This window comes from Actinoplanes sp. NPDC051861 (genome assembly GCF_040681145.1).
GTDB lineage: Bacteria > Actinomycetota > Actinomycetes > Mycobacteriales > Micromonosporaceae > Actinoplanes.
The window spans coordinates 127,112-143,638 of sequence record NZ_JBFAYE010000016.1; the positions used below are offsets into that span (position 1 = coordinate 127,112).

Here is a 16,527-nt window from a genome sequence, read left to right on the forward strand (position 1 = left end):
TTAGCCAACGGCGTCAAGCCCCGGGCCACGCCGGCCTGTTCGGGTCGGCGACGAGGGCCACGAGGGCGCCGACGAGTTCCTCGGCGGTCGCCTGCCACTTCTCGACGGTGAGCTGCCCACTCACCTCCATGCCGATGACGCCGTGCACGCTGGTCATCAGCAGGCCGCCGTAGCGCCGGGCGTCCTTGTCGCCGACCAGCGCCGCCACGATCGCCAGGAACTCGTCCTGGCTGTGCTGGGCGGCGCGGGCCATCGCGCCGGGGTCGCCGGCCGGGTTGCTGAACATCAGCCGGTAGAGATGCGGCCTGGCCCGGCCGATGGCGATGAGCTCGGCGAGGCCACGGCGCAACCGGTCCGCGGGGGAGAGGCCCGCGTCGGCACGCAGCGCCGCGGTCCCGGCACCCACCTCTCGCCAGGCTTCCACCCCGATCGCGGTCAACAGGCTCTCCTTGTCGGCGAAGTGCCGGTAGGGCGCTCCCCGGCTCACCCCGGCGCGCGCTCCCACCTCGCGCAGCGTCACCGCCTCGGTGCCGCCGGCGTCGAGGAGCTCGGCGGCTGCGCCGAGCAGGGTGCGGCGGGTGGCGGCGGCGGACTCGGCACGGCTGATCATGCCGCTCACCCTACCCAGTTGACAATGTCATCTGAAGCGGCCAGACTCGTTGAGATGACAACGTCAACTGAATCTGCCGAACTTGTGGTCGTCACCGGGGCGTCCACCGGGATCGGGGCCGCGACCGCCAGGGAACTGGCTCGTCACGGGTTCCACGTGCTCGCCGGTGTGCGGCGGGAGCGGGACGCCGCCGCCGTCCGGGAGGCCGGCATCGAGCCGGTGATCCTCGACATCACCGATCCGGATCAGATCGCGGCCCTGGTCGCCCGCGTCGGCGCCGACCCACACGGCCGCCCGCTGCGGGCGCTGGTGAACAACGCGGGCGTCGCCGCCAGCGCGCCGGTCGAGGCGCTGCCGATCGAACAGTGGCGCCGTGTCTTCGAGGTGAACCTCTTCGGCCACGTCGCCGTCACCCAGGCTCTGCTGCCCGCGCTGGTGCGCAGCCGGGGCCGGATCGTCAACATCAGCTCGCTGAACGGGCGGATCGCCATGGCCGGCTACGGCCCCTACGCCGCCGGCAAGTTCGCCCTCGAAGCGGTCAGCGACGCCCTGCGCCAGGAGCTGGCACCGCACGGCGTCCAGGTGGTGATCGTGGAGCCCGGCGGCGTGCGGACGGAGCTGGCCGGGCGCGGCACCGAGGCCGTGCGCGACTTCACCGCCCGGATGGCTCCCGAACACCAGGACCGGTACGGCGATCTGATGCGGGCCATACCGTCGCACGTCGCGGCGTTCACCAGGGCCGGCATCTCCGCCGAGCGGGCCGCGCGGGGCATCACCCGGGCGGTGACCGACCGCCGGCCCCGAACCCGATACACCCTCGGCCGTGACGCCGCGGTCCTCACCCGCCTGTCCCGCGTGCTTCCGGACCGGGCGCTCGACCGGATGCTCGCCGCGAACCTGCGCCCGCACATGCCGTCATCGGCAGACCGTGCCAAGTGAGGCGCCCAGGCAACAGGAGGCGACCAGGACGAGCGAGATCGCGGCCAGCGCCCGGCCCGCGTTCCGCGGCGGAAGCACCTGCTCGACGATGACCAGCGCCACCCAGACGAGCAGCACGAGCGGGAACCGGAGGTCCCAGGCCGCGTCGGGGAAGGCGCTGGCGTTGCCGGCCGCGCCGAAGTTGGGGCAGTCCCGCTGGTCGACGATCGGCCGCAGGACCAGGAGCAGCACCAGCACCCCGGCGCCGCCGGTCACCAGCGCCCAGAAGCCCTTCACCAGCCCAGATAACTGCGCGTCATAGCGGCCACCTGCTCCACCACCTCGATGCCGTCCGGTTTGTCGCGATGACCCTGGGACAGCACGGCCACGAGGGTGTCCGTGTCCTCGCCGCTGACCCGGCCGACGCTGTTCACGATCCAGCGGTTCGCGTCGGACGACCGGGACACCCAGCCGTTCTTCAGTGCGGTCCGCTCGCCCTCCAGGGCGGCCGCGCTGACACCCCAGTTCTGATCCGCGTTGACCGACGACATGAGCTGCAGGGCCAGTTCCCGGGAGTCCTGGTCGAGCGGGCTGCCGGGATCGGTCAGCGCGGTGAGCATCCGGATCTGGTCGTCGGCGGTCGTCGTGGTGAGGCCCCACTGCTCGTCGGGCTTCGTGCCGGTCAGCCCGAGGCGGCTGCCGGCGTCGCGCAGCCCGGATTTGCCGCCCACCTTGCCGTACGTCTTCGTGGCCGCGTCGTTGTCGCTGGCGAGGATCATCTTCCGGACCCGCTTCGCCTCCGCCTTCGTCAGCTCCCGCCCCTCGTCCTGCGCCTTGAGCAGCAGCGCGGCCAGAAGTTCCACCTTCACGATGCTCGCCGTCTCCTGGCGGCGGCCACCGCGGTAGCTGTACCGCTTGCCGGTCCTGCGGTCGGCGACGCTCACCGAGAACTCGGGCACGCCGGCCGCGTACTCGTCGAGCGCCGCGTCCAGGCGGCGCACCCGCTCACCCCAGGTGCCGACAGCCTTCGACCGGTCCACCCTGTCGCCCTTCTGCGGCCCCGGGAAGACCACCGCCTTCGCCCTTTTGGTCTCCTCCGGCAGGGTCTTGAGGTCGCTGACGCTGACCGATCCGGCGTGCGCCGGCGCGGGGATCTTCCGCGTGGGCTGGTCACGCACGGCCGCGGCGAGGAAGTCCTGCCAGATCCGGTACGGCATGCCGTCCCCGTTGATGACGTTGCCCCGGCCGTCCCGGATCGGCCCGGGCTTCTCGCGCCCGATCCACGTCACCGCCGCCAGCCCCGGCGTCCACCCGGCCGTCCACGCGTCCGACGAGTCCGTCGTGTCGCCCCACTGCTGCGAGCCGGTCTTCGCGGCCGCGTCCACACCCGGCACCTTCCCGTCCTCGGCCACCACCTTCGCCAGTACGGCCTGCACATCCGCGGCGACCGCACCGGAGAGCACCCGCTTCGCCTTGGCCTCCGGCTCGTGCAGCGTACGGCCGTCGGCGGTGGCGACCGCCTCGACGAAGTGCCGTGGCCGGAAGCGGCCGCCGTCGGCGAGCGTGGCGTAGACGGAGGCCATGTCCGCGGGTGCCACCGGGTACCGGCCCAGCGAGATGTCGGTGCGGGTGCGCCCGGGTGCCGGGTCGCCGCGCAGGTCGACAAGTGTCGGGTCCTTGCCGTACCTCGCCGGCACCCCGAGGTCGTGCGCGAGCCGGCGGACCGCGTCCGGGCCGATCTGCTCGGCGACGGCGTAGAACGGCGTGTTCAGCGAGTGGACCATCGCCACGTCGAGCGGGCAGACCGGGCACTGCAGGTTGCGCTGGTTGTACAGCGGCACGCCGAGCCGGTCCGCGAACAGCCGGGGTGACGTGCCGTTGTAGAGCGAGCCGAACCCGATGCCGCGCTCCTCGGCGGCGGCCAGCACGATCGGCTTGAACGTGGACGCCGGCGGCCGGGCGGCGAGCGCGTCGTCGAAGTAGCCCCGGCCGCGGTCACCGCCGTAGTAGGCGCGTACCGCACCGGTGCCGGGGTCGATCGCCACGAGGGCCGCGCGCAACTGGTCGGGCTGCCCGTACAGGCGGGCGTTGATCGCGGTGGTCGCGGCCGTCTGTGCCCGGTGGTCGATCGTGGTGGTGATCCGCAGGCCGCCGGTGCGGACCTGCTGGCGGCTGATCCCGGCGTCCACCAGCTCGTCCTCGACCCGGTCGGCGATCAGGCCGGCGGCTCCGCTGACGCTGCTCGCGGTGACCGACTCCGGCGCCACCGGCGGGTACTGCGCCCGGTCCGCCGCGCCGCCGGGGAGCCAGCCCTGCTCGGACATCGCCCGCAGAATCCAGGTCCACCGGGTGCGGGCCCACTCCGGGTCGGCCGCCGGGTCGCCGTGCGTCGGGTCCTTCACCAGCGCCGCGAGCACCGCGCCCTGCTCGGTGGTCAGCCGGTCGACGGTCGTGCCGAAGTAGGCGTGTGCGGCGGCCTCGATCCCGTACGCCGCCCGCCCGAAGTAGATGGTGTTGAGGTAGCGCTCGAAGATCTCGTCCTTGGTGAGCCGGTGCTCGATCTTGAGGGCGAGCGCGATCTCCTTCGTCTTGCGGCTGACCGTCCGGTCCTGGGTGAGGTAGGCGTTGCGCACGTACTGCTGGGTGATGGTGGACGCGCCCTGCCCGCTGTCCTGCACGATGTTGGCCCAGAGCGCCCGCAGGCCGCCGCGCACCGAGACGCCGGCGTGGTCGTAGAAGGCGCGGTCCTCGGCTGCCAGGAACGCCTGCCGGACGCCCTCCGGGACCCGGTCGAGGCTGACGTCGGTGCGGTCGGTCGCGCCGATGCGGGCCAGCACCGTGCTCCCGTCGCGGTAGTAGAGGACCGAGGCCTGCGGGGGAGCGGGGTCGGCCGGCAGGTCGACGGAGAGCACGTATCCGGTCGCGACAACGGTCAGTGCCACCATCACCGCGGTGAGTGCCGCGAGTGTGCGGCGCAGCCAGCGTGGCGTTTTCCGCAACCATTTCGCTGCGGACCGTAACCGTTTCTTCAATTCGTCGCTGTCCACATCCCCACGACGAATCCGGCGGCGGAAATGTTGCATTGCCCGCCAAAATTAATTGACCGTAATTAATCGCCTACGTTACGCATTCCGATCACTCTCCGCGAGCGCCAGCAAACCGGTCACCGTCACCTGCAGCGCACGGCCGAGACGAGCGGCGAAATCGACGCGACTGTGCGCCAGCCGGGGGTCACGGACGGCTTCGGCCACCGCCGGCGCCGGGTTGGCGAACGGCCATAGGCCGGCCACGAGAAGGATCAGGTGAGCGACCAACTCACGCGCGGCGGTTTCCTTCAAACCCGGCATGCGTACGCGTAAAAGCACCGCGAGACGTGCCTGGACCTCGGCATGTGCGAGTTTGAAGTCGCGCACCGCCTCGGCGGAGATGTTGCGTTCGAGCTCGGTTCCGAGCGCACTCCACAGTTCACACAGCAGCGGCTGCCGGGACAGCGAGCGGGCCAGCGCGTCCATGACCACGACCGGTTCTGCCTCCGGAAGGTCGCCCGGCAGCCCGTCCACCCAGTCCTGCGCCGTCTGGTTCAGCAGTGCGAAGAAGACCGCCTCGCGGGTCTCGAAATAGCGCACCACGTTGGTTTTCGACAGCCCGACCCGGCGGGCCAGCTCACGCAGGCTGATCTCGCTGAGCGGAGCCTCGGAAAGCAGGCCCGCCGCCGCGCCGAGAATGGCGGTGCGGCGGGCCGTGCGCTGTTCCTGCGTGCGTGCGCGCTGGAAGGGCTCGGAGGTCACCCGCCGAAGCTTACGGACTCGCTGACCGCCCGCCAGGTGGCGTCCGACTCGGCGAGCCGCTGCGCCTGCGCCCCGGCCACGGCGACCGCGTCGGCGCCGAGCAGCAGGTGCAGCGGCGGCTCGGGGTGCTCGGCGACGTCGAGCAGCACCCGGGCGACGCGTGCGGGGTCGCCCGGCTGGTTGCCGTCGGCGGCCCGCATCCGGGCGAAGACCGGCTCGATGACCGGCCGGTAGGCGTCGCTGACGGCCAGCTCGGCCATCGAGGCGCCGGCCCAGTCGGTGCGCATGCCGCCCGGCTCGGCGACGGTAACCCGGATGCCGAACGGCGCGACCTCCCTGGCGAGCACCTCGGAGAAGCCGCCGACCGCCCACTTGGCCGCCTGGTAGGCGCCGAGACCCGGCCCGCCGACGCGGCCGCCGACGGAGGAGATCTGCAGGATGTGGCCGCTGCCCTGCTGCCGCATGACCGGCAGGGCGGCGCGGGTGAGGTTGACGACGCCGTAGAAGTTGGCGTCGATCTGGGCGCGGAACTCGCTCTCCGGCATGTCCTCGATCGAGGCGACGTCCGCATACCCGGCGTTGTTGACCAGCACGTCCAAGCGCCCGAACGCCGTCGTGGCGGCGGCGACGGCGGCCTGTGCGGCGCGCGGGTCGGTGACGTCGAGGGCGATCGTGCGGACCCGGTCGCCGTACGCGCCGGCGAGATCGGCGATCTGCTCCGGCCGGCGCGCGGTGGCGACGACGCGGTGGCCGGCCGCGAGAGCCGACTCGGCGAGCTGCCGGCCGAGTCCCCGTGACGTGCCCGTGATCAGCCAGACCTGGTTCATGGTGTGCCCTGCTTCCTGCTTCGCGATAAGAGGCCAGTGGAACCTTATGGTTCGACAATAAGAGGCCACTGGCCTCTTGTCGCGTCTTTGTGGCCCGGATCGCTTCCGGTCAGGCCGGATCCCACGTCCGGTGGTGGCGGCGCACCCAGGCGACCGCCTCCGCCCGGCGGCGGATCTGCAGCTTGTCGAAGATGCTGTGCGTGTGGTTCTTCACCGTCGACAGCGCCATCGAGAGCCGCTCGGCGATCTCCTTGTTGGTCAGGCCGTTCTCGATCAGCCGGAGAACCTGCAGCTCACGGCTCGTCAGCTGCTCGGAGCCGCGCGTCGTCAGGGCGCCGCCTCCGGTCAGCTCGGCGACCCGGGACAGCAGCGCGGCCAGGATCTGTGGCGGGCAGACCGCCTCACCCCGCCCGGCGAGTTCCAGGGTCTCGATCAGATCGCGCAGCGAGCCGTTGCGGGGCACGTAGCCCGCCGCGCCGGCCTCGACGCAGGCGAGCACCTCCGGCCCGGTCTCGGCCACGCCCAGCACGACCACCCGCGATGCCGGCGACGCCGCGCGCAGCTCTGTCAGAATTCCGACGTCACCGGGTGCCGCCACGTCCACCAGCACCACGCCGGGGCGGCAGCGGCGGACGCAGTCGAGGGCACCGGGACCACCGGCGGCGGTCCCGGCCACGGTGAAGGTTCCGTGTTTGCGCAGGACATCCGCCAGTCCTTCCCGGTAGAGTCGCACCGCCGCAATGATCACTACGTCCATGGCCCCCGCCGTTTCGGACACATACCCTTCCCATGCTGGCCTGGCCCAGCGGGGCCAGTACATACGCGAATGCGCGTAGTGCAGTGATCGAAAGGCATCTCGACCGAATCATCCGATGTGCTGGTTTCCGGGCCCGCGCGACGATGCGTGCATGGTGGTGGCGGCCGGGTTCGTCGACCGGATCCTGGAGTTGGTACTGGCGGGGATGTCCGACGTGGAGTCGGGCACCGACGTCTGGCAGCGGATCTTCGACGAGCTCGGCGAACTGCTCGACGTCAGCGTCGGCGGGATCCTCGACGTGCAGCGCGACGGGCTGGCCACCGCCACCGTGACGGCCTGGCCGGGCTGGGCCACGGCGATCCGGGTCACCGCCGAGGAGAACAACGGATATCCGCTGGTCCGGCACTACGCGGCCACGGTGGACCCGCTGCCGCGCACGCTCGACGACGTCCCCGACGACATGCGCTGGCGCACCTCCCACCGGTACGCGAGGATGCGCGACGGGCTGCGGGCCGGCCACCACCTGATGATGCCGCTGCGCCAGGACCGCCGGTCGGTGCGCCTGTTCGGATTCGCGCGCGCCGGAGGCGACTTCACCGCCGCCGAGCGCGAGAGGATCGTACGGTTGCAAAGGGTTGTCAGTGCCCTTGACCGTCATCAGGCGGTTGTCTCGTCCTGGCGCGACGCCCGGCCGGCACCGGCGCCGCCGGCCCGTCAGCTGATCGGCGAGCACGGAATCACCCCGCGGGAACTGGCCGTGCTCACCCTGCTCGCCGAGGGGCTCACCGTCGCTGCCACCGCGCGCCGCCTCGGCATCGCACCGCGGACCGTCGCCAAGCACCAGGAGAATCTGCAGCGCAAGCTGGCCACCTGCGACCGGCTCAACACGGTGCTGCGGGCGCAGCGGCTCGGACTAGTACCGGTTCCGGATCCGTCGGCCCATGCCGGGCAGGCGGAATCGGCGGACACAATCAGCCGATGCGGGTAGCCATCCTCGGTCCGGTCCGCCTCTTCCGCGAGTCGATCCGCGAGGCGCTCGCGCAGAGTTCCCGGGTCCTCGTCCTCGGTGACGCGTGTCCCGACGCCGCCGGCATCACCCGGATCCGCCGGCTCGGGCCGGACGTCGTCCTGATCGACGTGACGCAGGCCGGAACGCTCGGCACGCTGCGCAACGTGACCACCGGCCTGCCCGGCATCCGGGCCGTCGCCGTCGGCGTGCCCGCCGGCGACGACGACGCCCTCGCCTGCCTCGAAGCCGGCGTGGCGGCCTGCGTGCCGCTCGAAGACGACCTGTCCCGGCTGATCGACACGCTCCACCAGGTAGCCGCCGGCCTCCCGGTCTGCTCGCCCTCGATCATCGGCGGCCTCTTCCGCCGCCTCGCCGACCTCGCCGACCAGCGCCGCGGCACCACACCGGCCGAGCCGCTCACCCCGCGCGAGCGCGAGATCGCCGCCCTGCTCGCCGAGGGCCTGAGCAACCGCGAGATCAGCCGCCGCCTCTTCATCGAGGTCACCACGGTGAAGAACCACGTCCACAACATCCTGGACAAACTGCGCCTGACCGGCCGCGCGGACGCCGCCTCCTGGTACGACGCCCAGCATTCCCCTCATCCGGCCTCGGTCTCGCCCAGGATGTCGACGGTGAGCCAGGCGTAGTAGCGTTCGCCGAACTCGCTGCGGGTCAGTGGTTTGCCGAGTTTCTGGTACTCGCGGGCTATCCCGGCGATCACCTGGCGCGCGGTGACGGACGGGTGCTCGGGGTTCGCGTCGACGGCACGGTAGACGGCGTCGACGACGGCGTTGTGGATGTTTCCGCCGGAGAGCTGGAAGCGGGTGGCCACGTCCTCGATGACGTCGGGGCCGGGGTGCGGGAGGCCGGGTGGGAACGAGAGCTCCCAGATGCGGGCCCGCGCGGCGGCCGGTGGTTGCGGGAACTCGGCGGTGATGCCGATGCGGCGCAGGAACGCCGGGTCCAGGTTCTGGCGCAGGTTGGACGTCAGGATGACGACGCCGTGGTACTCCTCGACGCGCTGCAGCAGGTAGTTGGTCTCCAGGTTGGCCCACCGGTCCTGGGCGTCCTTCACCTCGCCGCGGCGGCCGAACAGCGCCTCGGCCTCGTCGAAGAAGAGGATCGCGTTGGCGTCCTCGGCGTCGGCGAACAGGCGGTGCATGTTCTTCTCGGTCTCGCCCACCCACTTGCTGACCACCGCGGACAGGTCCACCTTGTACAGCTCGACGCCCTGCTCCTGCGCGAGCAGTGTGGCCGCCATCGTCTTGCCGGTGCCGGACGGGCCGGTGAAGAGCGCGACCAGGCCCTTCCCCAGGTCCAGGTGCCGGGTGACCCGGCCACGGTTGCGGATGCGCGCCCGCAGTTCGTCGAGCTGGCGGCGGTTCGGCGGGGGCAGCACCAGGGAGTCGAACGTGATGCCGGGGCGCGGCTCGACCCGGCGGGCGAACGAGATGATGCGCCGGCCGGCCCGGCGGCGGCAGCCCTCGTACAGGTCGTCGAGGGTGACCTCTCCGGCCGGGTCGCGCTGGACCGCGTGGCCGCGGGCGGTGGCGATCGCGTCCACGATCTGGCCGCCGGTGAACTGGAAGTCGTTGGCCAGCGCGGCGGCCGCCGTCTCGGTCAGCGCGGGCATCCTGCGCTGCCACAGGCGGCGGCGCAGGTCGAAGCCGGGCACCGGGAAGTCCAGCCGGACGTGCAGCGGGCCGCCCGCCGGGTCCCACGCGTCGGAGCCGCTGACGAACGTGAGGCCGGCGCCGGGCGTGGCCCACAGCGGATGCCACTCGTCGGCCTGCGCGGGGGTCATCGCGTGCCAGAGCACGGCCGCGGAGCGCAGGGTCGCCTCGCGGCGCACGACGTCGATCGCCTCGGCCCAGCCGGTGCCGGCGGCCACGAGCCGGGGCACGTCGGCCAGCAGGAGCGGGGTGCCGTTGTGGGTGCAGAACGCGCGGGCCGCCGAGCGGCGGCCGCTGCCGGGCGGACCGTGCAGCAGGAATGACACCGTGCCGCCGTCCCACCAGTCGGCCAGGGCGGTCAGCCTGGCCCGGCGCGCGTCGGTGAGCACCAGGTCGTCCCAGGCGAGCGGCGCGGCGACGGTGAGCCAGTCGGCGGCGGCCACATCGGCGAGAGCCGACCCGAGCAGGAACTCGATCACGCGGTCGTCGATGCGTACCTGCCGCAGTGTCAGCGGGCCGCCGTCGTCGAGCCTTACGATCCGCCGGGACCGCAGCGTGCCGCCCGCCGCGAACGCGGACCGGCCGGCGCCGGGATCGGGTTCGCCGCCCTGCAGGATCTGCAGCAGCAGCTCCACGGTGGGCAGCCGCCGGGACGCGTCGTCCTGCAGGTACGCGAACAGCCGCCGGTACCGGTCGTCGAGCTCGGGCAGCAGGCAGAGCGCGAGGATGTCGCGTTCGAGGTCGGTGAGGCCGAACCGCTCGCGCAGCACCGACAGGCTGGAGCCGGGATGGACACCGACGCGCTCTGCCTGGTCGCGCAGCGGCGCCATCTGTTCCCGCAGCTCGGCGCTGAGGTGACCGGGCGGGGTGAACGGCGCCCGCAGGAAGCCGTCGATCTCGTCGTCGGTGACCAGCACCATGCCCCAGTAACGGGCCGGTTTGCTCGCGCCGACGGTGGCACGCCAGCGAACCGTGTGTGCGCGGACGAGGGCGTCGACGCGAGCCAGGTCGGTCCAGAGGCCGGCGGCGGTCATGACGGCGTCCCACGGAACCGGACATGCCCGGCGAGCAGCGGGGTGGCGTCCCAGTCGTCGAGGTACCCGGCGAGGGCCAGCACCTGGTCGAGCGGCCGCGGCTCCAGCTCGACGATCAGGTCCGGCCCGTCCGGCACGACCCGGCCCGGCCGCCTCACGAAGGTGGTGAGGAGGTACTCACTGGTCGACGAGCCGAATCCGCGCAGCCAGCGGGCCCAGTCACGCAGCAGCCTGTCACCGACCGCGGCGATCGCGCGGTCCATTCCGTCCTCGCCGCCCTCAGCGCCGAGGATCCGGGCAGACCAGTCTCGGGCCGCGGGAGCGGGCACGGCGTCGAGGGCCGCACGGAGGTCGGCGGCCGGGAGACCGGTATCCGCGCCGGCGAGGAGGCAGAGGGCGGGGTCCACGCGGCCGTCGGTGACGGCGGCGGGGCCGGACCAGTGCACGGCCAGGGCGAGCACGATGAGCCCGAGCGGCGGGAGGGCGGGGTCGCGGCTGAGGGCCGGCAGCTGGGCGTCGGTGATGGCCGGAAGCAGAACGTACGTGCCGGCGCAGGGTGATACCGGTACGGCGGGGCGGGCCGCGGCGTAGATCTCGACGAGGTCCGGGGCCTCGGCCGCCCAGCGCGCGGTGATCGGCTCGCCGCGGGCGTGTGCCCCGGCGGCGGACAGCAGTTGCGAGATCATCGCGGTGGCGGTGACGTCGCCGGCCCAGGAGGAATCGGCAGCGGTCAGCGCGGCAGCCAGGGTCAACGCGTTGGCCGGAGTGCCCGGCGGGCCGGGTGGCAGCAGGCCGGGCCGCCAGGTTCGGCGCAGGCCGGTGAGGACTCGCTGCTGCCGAGGGGTGAGCGAGCCCGGTGGCCGCACGGGCAGGTCGCCGCGCGGCACGGGCCCGTCGAGCCAGTCGAGGCCGGGCAGCGGGATCCCGGCCGAAGCGTCGTCGGGAAGACGGAGGTCGCCGCGCGCCTCCAGCAGGCGGAGAACGGCCAGGACGGCGTTCGTCAGTTCGGTGCGGTCGCGCCAGTTGGCCGGCGGGGGAGCGGTCGCCAGGAAGGCGGCCAGCACCTCGTTGCCCGCCGGTCGTGGGCCGGTCCACCAGCCCATCCGGTCGGCGAGGCGCATCGCGGTCTCGACCAGCGGCGACGCGGACGACGGGGGTTCGAGACCGGCCCGCCGGAGTTGCTCCTGGGACTCGGTGTCGAGATGGGCGAGGACCCGGCCCAGCGCGCCGGCGGTGTGGAGCCGGGCCAGCACCGCCGGGGCGTCGCCGTCCGCGTCGAGCAGCACCCGCCGCACGATCCCGGCGGTGTCGCGGTCCCGGAGAGTGGTGAAGGCGCCGTAGTACCAGCGGTCCCAGGCGACGCCGGTGACCAGGTCGGCGAGGAAGGCGGCCCGGAAATGCGCGTCGTCGTCGAATCGCACCACGTCGGCGGGTTCCGAGGCGATCGTCGCGGTGACGGCCCGCGCGAGGCAGCGGCTCCACCGTCCGGCCAGTCCGTCCGGATCGGCCAGATCGTGCGTGAGGGCGACATGGACGCGGCGGACGACGTACACATGCGGGTCTGTCCCGAACGCCGCGTCCAGCGCCTCGCTGAGCGCGACCATCAGCGTGCCTCGCGCCACCCGCTCGATCGGGCGGACCGCGGCGGCGGCCGGGATCCGCGGCCGGACGACCCGGTACCGGCAGCGAAACATCCCGATCCGCCCGTTCATGGCACCGCCTCTCCGCCCGGTGCCGGGGGCGGCGGCTGCAGCGCGACCCGCAACCGGGCCGCCACCTCGGGGTTCTCGGCGATCATCGCGGCCAGCTCGACCAGCCGGTCGTCGTCCTCGGTGACCAGGCCGGCGGCGGCACGCAGCAGCGGTGTCGCGGGCGGCGTCGTGGTGAACGGGCTGCGGTAGAGCCGGTCCAGCAGCACGCTCGCCCCGCCGACGCCGCTCAGGAAACCGGCCAGGGCGAGGTTCTTCACCGGCTCGGGCAGGGCGGGCTCGATGGGCGCGGCACTGAACGTCCTGCCCTCGACCACCAGGTCGCCGTGCACGGTCACGTCGCCGGAGGAGTCGATGGTGAGCGCGGGCCGGAACTCCTCCTCGTCGGCGTCCCAGGATCCCACCACCACCCGGTGACGGCCGGGCGCGGCCACCGGGATCTCGATGCGCAGCTCGTCGGTGCCCTTCTGGGTGTCGGCCAACCGGTACATGCCCCACAGCCCGTCGCCGGCCGGGCGCTCCACGGCCGCGCCGAAGGCGACCGCCCGGCCCGGGACGCCGAGATCGCCGTCCACGGTGGTGTCGCCGGCGATCCGCAGGGTCTCCTCGACCCGGCCGGCCTCGGTGGTGACCGCCCGGGTGACGCCCAGCCACGGATCGCGGGTGCCGGCGAGGCGGACCGCGAAACGGTACGCGTCATCCACGTCCTCAGCGTCCAACTGGACCGACGCCCGGCCGTCCGGCGTGACGATCCGGCGCCCGACGAGACCGGCGTACGGCCGCCCCGCCCCGTCCACCCGGTAGGGCTGCTCCCGATCAGCGAGGTCACGGGTCACCGTGCCGAGGAACACCGGCCAGTCCTGGTCGGGATCGTCGGGCGGCGTACGACCCGGGTCGAACTGCCTGTCCTCCACGGGCACCGAGTCCGGCGCACGAGGGTCGGCGTACGGATCATGGCGCATCAGCACCAACCGGGGCCGCTCGATCCACCGGTTGAACGGCGTCTCACCCGCACCGCATCCGAAGTACCCGGGCTCGGCCGGTGACCCCTCCACCCGGTCGTACGCGACGAACACCGCCAGCACACCCGTCCCTTGCTCGTCGAAGGCGCCGGTCGACACGGTGAGCCGGTCGGCCACCACGACGTCACGGCCGTACCCGTCGACGGCGAATCCCGGCCGCACCCAGACGCTGTCGCCCTCGGCCGCGATCTCCAGCCCGGACACGATGCCCCAGCTGTGCCCGCCGATGTTGTGCCGCCGGTGCGCCGCCAGGTGGTAAGCCTGCTCGTCGGTGAAATCCTCGGTACGCAGGAACTGCCGGGTGTAGTAGCGCACGCGTGCCGTGTCCGTCACGGGATCCCCCCGACCACGATCTGCCAGGTGCTGGTCGTGAAGCCGTTCACCACCGCCTGTTCCGGCCCGGTGGCGCGGGCGAGCACGGTCACCGTGACCGTGTACGCGCCCGGGATCAGGCCGATGTTCCGGTCGGTGTCCTTCGTCTGATCCTTGGCGAGGGCGCCGAACTGCCCGCTGATCGCGTGCGTGCTGACCGTGTTGGCGGCGTTGGTGATCCGCACCTCGCCCGCCATGATCACGTCGGTGAGCGGATCGCGGCCGTCGTTCTGCACCCGGACGGTGAGCGCCGCGCCGGGCGTCGGCGGCGGGATCTCGTCCGGTCCGACCGAGACGGAGAGCGCGTTGTTGTAGCGCTCGTCGAGGGCCCGCCCGGCCGAGGAGTTCGCGATCGACCAGCTCTGCAGCAGCACGGCGCCCAGCCGTGGGTCGCTGATGTCCGGCTGCACGGGTCCCTCGACCCGGCCACCCTCGACGGTCAGGTTCCCTCGGATCCGGGTGGTGCCGTCGGAGCCGACGGTGAGAGCACCTCCGGCACCGAACGTGTGCAGCGCCGGGTCGCCCGCCGTTCCCGGGTGGTTGATTTCGAGGCGCAGCCGGCCCTCGGTGCGGTAGATCCGCCACGGCGACGGCCCGGCCGGCACCGGAGCCGCGTCCGGGAAGGCGAGGCGCTTTCCGATCCGCAGGGTCCCGCCGACCCGCGTGTCCCCGGTCAGGACGGCCCGTTCGGGCGTCACCCGGATGCGCTCGGCGTCCCCGACGGAGACCACGAAGTCGCTGCCGAGACCGAGCCGCGCCGTGCGACCGGGCGTGTCCACGGACGCGCCGGTCAGCTCGGCGGGTGTGCCGTGCGCCGCCTGCTCGTGCCGCCGCCGCTGCCCGATCCGGAACTCCTGCTCGGCGGTCAGGTCGGCGGCGCCGAGCGGCTGCCGTTCGACGTAGCGGACCCGATCGGCGGTCACCGGGTCGCCTCCTTCGCCTGGTCGATCCACTGCTGGACGACCCGTTCGCTGAGATCGGGCAGCAGCTCGCGGACGCGGGTGGGCGTCGCCTCGGCCAGCTCGACCAGGTTGCGGATCCCACCGGCGCGCAGGATCTCGGCGCGGCGCTCGGCGATGCCGCTGATCAGGATCAGCTCCCGGCCGGTGACGTCCGGCATCACGTGGACGGTGTGCGCGACCGGGCCGGCCTCGGCGACCACCTGCCCGTCGACGATCGCCTCGGCCGCCGCCTGGTTGGTCTGCGGCCCGGTCACCGTCTTCGGCACCTCCCAGTTGCGCAGCGGGAAGTCGTGGTGCTCACCGGGTCCCACCTCGGCCTGGCCGATCGGGCCGAGGACGTTGTCGCCGACCGCGATCGGCAGGGTGACGTGCTCGCTGTCGTTGTACACCCGGAACCGGAACTGGACGACGGCGCCGGGAACCGCCTTCTTCGGGCCGCTCTTCTCCAGGCGGATGCGCGGGACCGGCAGGGTGGTCTGCGCGGTGACGACACGTTGCCGGGTGCCGGCCTTCGCGGTCACGCTGACCGTGTTCTTGACGGTGCCGGTGGCTCCCGCGGACGTGGGGACGGCGTAGTTGTACGAGACCTCCTCCCCGGGTTTGAGGGTGCCCTGCTCCTTCCACGTGGGCCAGCCGGAGTCCACCACCACGATGTCGACGTTCGTCTCGTCGTCGTTGCGCACCCGCACCTCGTAGTCGACGTTCGCGCCGGGTCTCGCGTACCCCTGCTTCGCCTTTTTGAAGACCGCGACGGCGAGTGGCCGGTCGCCGCCGCAGAAGCCGACGACCCGCTGCTCCGGGCCGTAGAGCTCGATCTTGACCGCGTCGTGGCACGGGATGAACGGGTCGCAGGCAAGTGCGCTGCGGAGGGCGGCGACGGTGGCCGGGACCGTGAACGTGCTCGTCCCGGTGACCTTGACGCCGAGGTCGGCGAAGCGGGTGCAGGCCTCCGGCCAACGATGCCAGATCATCTGCGCGGCGTTCACCGAACCCAGCGGCGCCGGCCAGGCGTCGGTCGAGAGCGGGCGACGGTACGGGGGATACACGTCGATCGTCCGGATGCCCCACACGTTCTTGACGCGCGTCAGTTCGGCGCGGGCGAGCCGCACACCGTCGCACGGCGTCTCGCAGGGTCCCGTGAGGTAGGCGCCGCGTGCCTCCTGGACCAGCTCGAACAGCCACTGGGTGAGGTCCTTCTCGGACGGCGTCGCGGTGACGCGCGAGCGCAGGTCGCACCAGATCCGCGGGGTCCGCTTGTCGATCCACTGCCACAGCCAGCGCTGCATGTCCTTGCCGAACTTCGGGTCGAACGACGGGAATCTCTTCCGGAACTCGTCGACGACGCCGAGACAGGCGTCGTAGCCCAGCTTCCAGGCGGCGGCGTCCACCGGCTCCTCGGCGCGCCGGGCGTACGCGTGGAAGCCCTCCCGCGTCCGGCTGTTCTCGCAGGCGGCGGTCTCGGCGCAGCACGACTTGGCGAACGTGGTGTGCGGATCGGTGTCCCGCTCGCCGTAGTCGAGCAGCACGTCGACCGTGAGCGTGTTCTCCTTTTGCTCGTCCTCGGCGACGGCGGCGAGGTCGAGCGTATGGTCGTGGCCCACGAGGATGTCGTTGCCGAGGGCGCCGACGGCGTACCCGGGCCGGATCGTGACCGTGGTGGGCCTGCCGGGCGTGCCGCGCACGTCGAGACCGCACACCACACCCCAGCCGTCCCGGTGCCGGACCAGGCCGAGGCGCTGCCGGGTCCAGTCGACGAGCGCGGACATGTCCAGGTCGGTGAGCAACTGCCCGCAGTAGAAGCGCGGACGGACGATGGTCTGCATGACGTCTCCTTCCAGTACTACCG

The 16,527-nt window shown here is 72.6% G+C and carries 14 protein-coding genes; 3 read left to right on the plus strand and 11 right to left on the minus strand.

The window, feature by feature from the left end; genetic code table 11:
* Positions 1-13: 13 nt before the first annotated feature.
* Positions 14-610 carry a TetR/AcrR family transcriptional regulator gene (locus AB0M02_RS32775; RefSeq protein ID WP_364233944.1) on the minus strand — a complete coding sequence of 199 codons (597 nt, stop codon included), beginning with the start codon at positions 608-610 and terminating at the stop codon, positions 14-16.
* A gap of 54 nt (positions 611-664) precedes the next feature.
* On the opposite strand from AB0M02_RS32775, the gene AB0M02_RS32780 reads away from it, so the two are divergent.
* Positions 665-1,549, plus strand: coding sequence for an SDR family oxidoreductase (locus AB0M02_RS32780; RefSeq protein ID WP_364233945.1), 885 nt, complete (start codon positions 665-667; stop codon positions 1,547-1,549).
* On the opposite strand, the gene AB0M02_RS32785 is transcribed toward AB0M02_RS32780, so the two are convergent.
* From AB0M02_RS32785 to AB0M02_RS32805, 5 genes are all read right to left on the minus strand, one after another.
* Positions 1,526-1,825 carry a hypothetical protein gene (locus AB0M02_RS32785; protein ID WP_364233946.1) on the minus strand — a complete coding sequence of 100 codons (300 nt, stop codon included), beginning with the start codon at positions 1,823-1,825 and terminating at the stop codon, positions 1,526-1,528. The two genes, AB0M02_RS32780 and AB0M02_RS32785, sit on opposite strands and share 24 nt — an antisense overlap.
* Positions 1,822-4,527 (minus strand): transglycosylase domain-containing protein, encoded by a 2,706-nt coding sequence (locus AB0M02_RS32790; RefSeq protein ID WP_364233947.1) that lies wholly within the window; start codon positions 4,525-4,527, stop codon positions 1,822-1,824. The genes AB0M02_RS32785 and AB0M02_RS32790 overlap by 4 nt, the downstream gene beginning before the upstream one ends.
* Positions 4,528-4,650: 123 nt before the next feature.
* Positions 4,651-5,316 (minus strand): TetR family transcriptional regulator, encoded by a 666-nt coding sequence (locus AB0M02_RS32795; protein WP_364233949.1) that lies wholly within the window; start codon positions 5,314-5,316, stop codon positions 4,651-4,653.
* On the minus strand, positions 5,313-6,143 hold the full coding sequence (locus AB0M02_RS32800) for an oxidoreductase (protein WP_364233950.1): 831 nt from the start codon (positions 6,141-6,143) through the stop codon (positions 5,313-5,315). The genes AB0M02_RS32795 and AB0M02_RS32800 overlap by 4 nt, the downstream gene beginning before the upstream one ends.
* Before the next feature lie 109 nt (positions 6,144-6,252).
* Positions 6,253-6,876 carry a response regulator transcription factor gene (locus tag AB0M02_RS32805; RefSeq protein WP_364233952.1) on the minus strand — a complete coding sequence of 208 codons (624 nt, stop codon included), beginning with the start codon at positions 6,874-6,876 and terminating at the stop codon, positions 6,253-6,255.
* A 175-nt stretch (positions 6,877-7,051) separates the two neighbouring features.
* Between AB0M02_RS32805 and AB0M02_RS32810 the strand changes: the two genes are divergently transcribed.
* The gene (locus AB0M02_RS32810) at positions 7,052-7,888 is read left to right on the plus strand and encodes a LuxR C-terminal-related transcriptional regulator (protein ID WP_364233954.1); all 837 of its coding nucleotides are present in this window, start codon (positions 7,052-7,054) and stop codon (positions 7,886-7,888) included.
* The gene (locus tag AB0M02_RS32815; RefSeq protein WP_364233955.1) at positions 7,879-8,556 is read left to right on the plus strand and encodes a response regulator transcription factor; all 678 of its coding nucleotides are present in this window, start codon (positions 7,879-7,881) and stop codon (positions 8,554-8,556) included. The genes AB0M02_RS32810 and AB0M02_RS32815 overlap by 10 nt, the downstream gene beginning before the upstream one ends.
* Here AB0M02_RS32815 and AB0M02_RS32820 read toward each other — a convergent pair.
* Genes AB0M02_RS32820 through AB0M02_RS32840 form a run of 5 tightly spaced genes read right to left on the minus strand, consistent with a single transcriptional unit; the run spans position 8,508 to position 16,504 of the window.
* Positions 8,508-10,616, minus strand: a complete 2,109-nt coding sequence (locus tag AB0M02_RS32820; protein WP_364233957.1) for an AAA family ATPase — start codon at positions 10,614-10,616, stop codon at positions 8,508-8,510. The genes AB0M02_RS32815 and AB0M02_RS32820 overlap by 49 nt on opposite strands.
* A complete protein-coding gene (locus tag AB0M02_RS32825; RefSeq protein WP_364233959.1) occupies positions 10,613-12,328 on the minus strand; it encodes a hypothetical protein in 1,716 nt (571 codons plus the stop codon). Before AB0M02_RS32825 ends, AB0M02_RS32820 begins: the two co-directional genes overlap by 4 nt.
* Positions 12,325-13,680 carry a hypothetical protein gene (locus tag AB0M02_RS32830; protein ID WP_364233961.1) on the minus strand — a complete coding sequence of 452 codons (1,356 nt, stop codon included), beginning with the start codon at positions 13,678-13,680 and terminating at the stop codon, positions 12,325-12,327. The genes AB0M02_RS32825 and AB0M02_RS32830 overlap by 4 nt, the downstream gene beginning before the upstream one ends.
* Complete coding sequence (locus AB0M02_RS32835) at positions 13,677-14,642, minus strand: hypothetical protein (RefSeq protein WP_364233963.1); 966 nt, start codon at positions 14,640-14,642, stop codon at positions 13,677-13,679. The genes AB0M02_RS32830 and AB0M02_RS32835 overlap by 4 nt, the downstream gene beginning before the upstream one ends.
* Entirely contained in the window at positions 14,639-16,504 is a 1,866-nt protein-coding gene (locus AB0M02_RS32840; RefSeq protein ID WP_364233966.1) for a helix-hairpin-helix domain-containing protein, read from the minus strand. Before AB0M02_RS32840 ends, AB0M02_RS32835 begins: the two co-directional genes overlap by 4 nt.
* Positions 16,505-16,527 lie beyond the last annotated feature (23 nt).

Coding starts and splice junctions, on each gene's coding strand:
- AB0M02_RS32775 (WP_364233944.1), bottom strand. CDS start 610: ATGATCAGCCGTGCCGAGTCCGCCGCCGCCACCCGCCGCACCCTGCTC.
- AB0M02_RS32780 (WP_364233945.1), top strand. CDS start 665: ATGACAACGTCAACTGAATCTGCCGAACTTGTGGTCGTCACCGGGGCG.
- AB0M02_RS32800 (WP_364233950.1), bottom strand. CDS start 6,143: ATGAACCAGGTCTGGCTGATCACGGGCACGTCACGGGGACTCGGCCGG.
- AB0M02_RS32810 (WP_364233954.1), top strand. CDS start 7,052: ATGGTGGTGGCGGCCGGGTTCGTCGACCGGATCCTGGAGTTGGTACTG.
- AB0M02_RS32815 (WP_364233955.1), top strand. CDS start 7,879: ATGCGGGTAGCCATCCTCGGTCCGGTCCGCCTCTTCCGCGAGTCGATC.
- AB0M02_RS32820 (WP_364233957.1), bottom strand. CDS start 10,616: ATGACCGCCGCCGGCCTCTGGACCGACCTGGCTCGCGTCGACGCCCTC.
- AB0M02_RS32825 (WP_364233959.1), bottom strand. CDS start 12,328: ATGAACGGGCGGATCGGGATGTTTCGCTGCCGGTACCGGGTCGTCCGG.
- AB0M02_RS32840 (WP_364233966.1), bottom strand. CDS start 16,504: ATGCAGACCATCGTCCGTCCGCGCTTCTACTGCGGGCAGTTGCTCACC.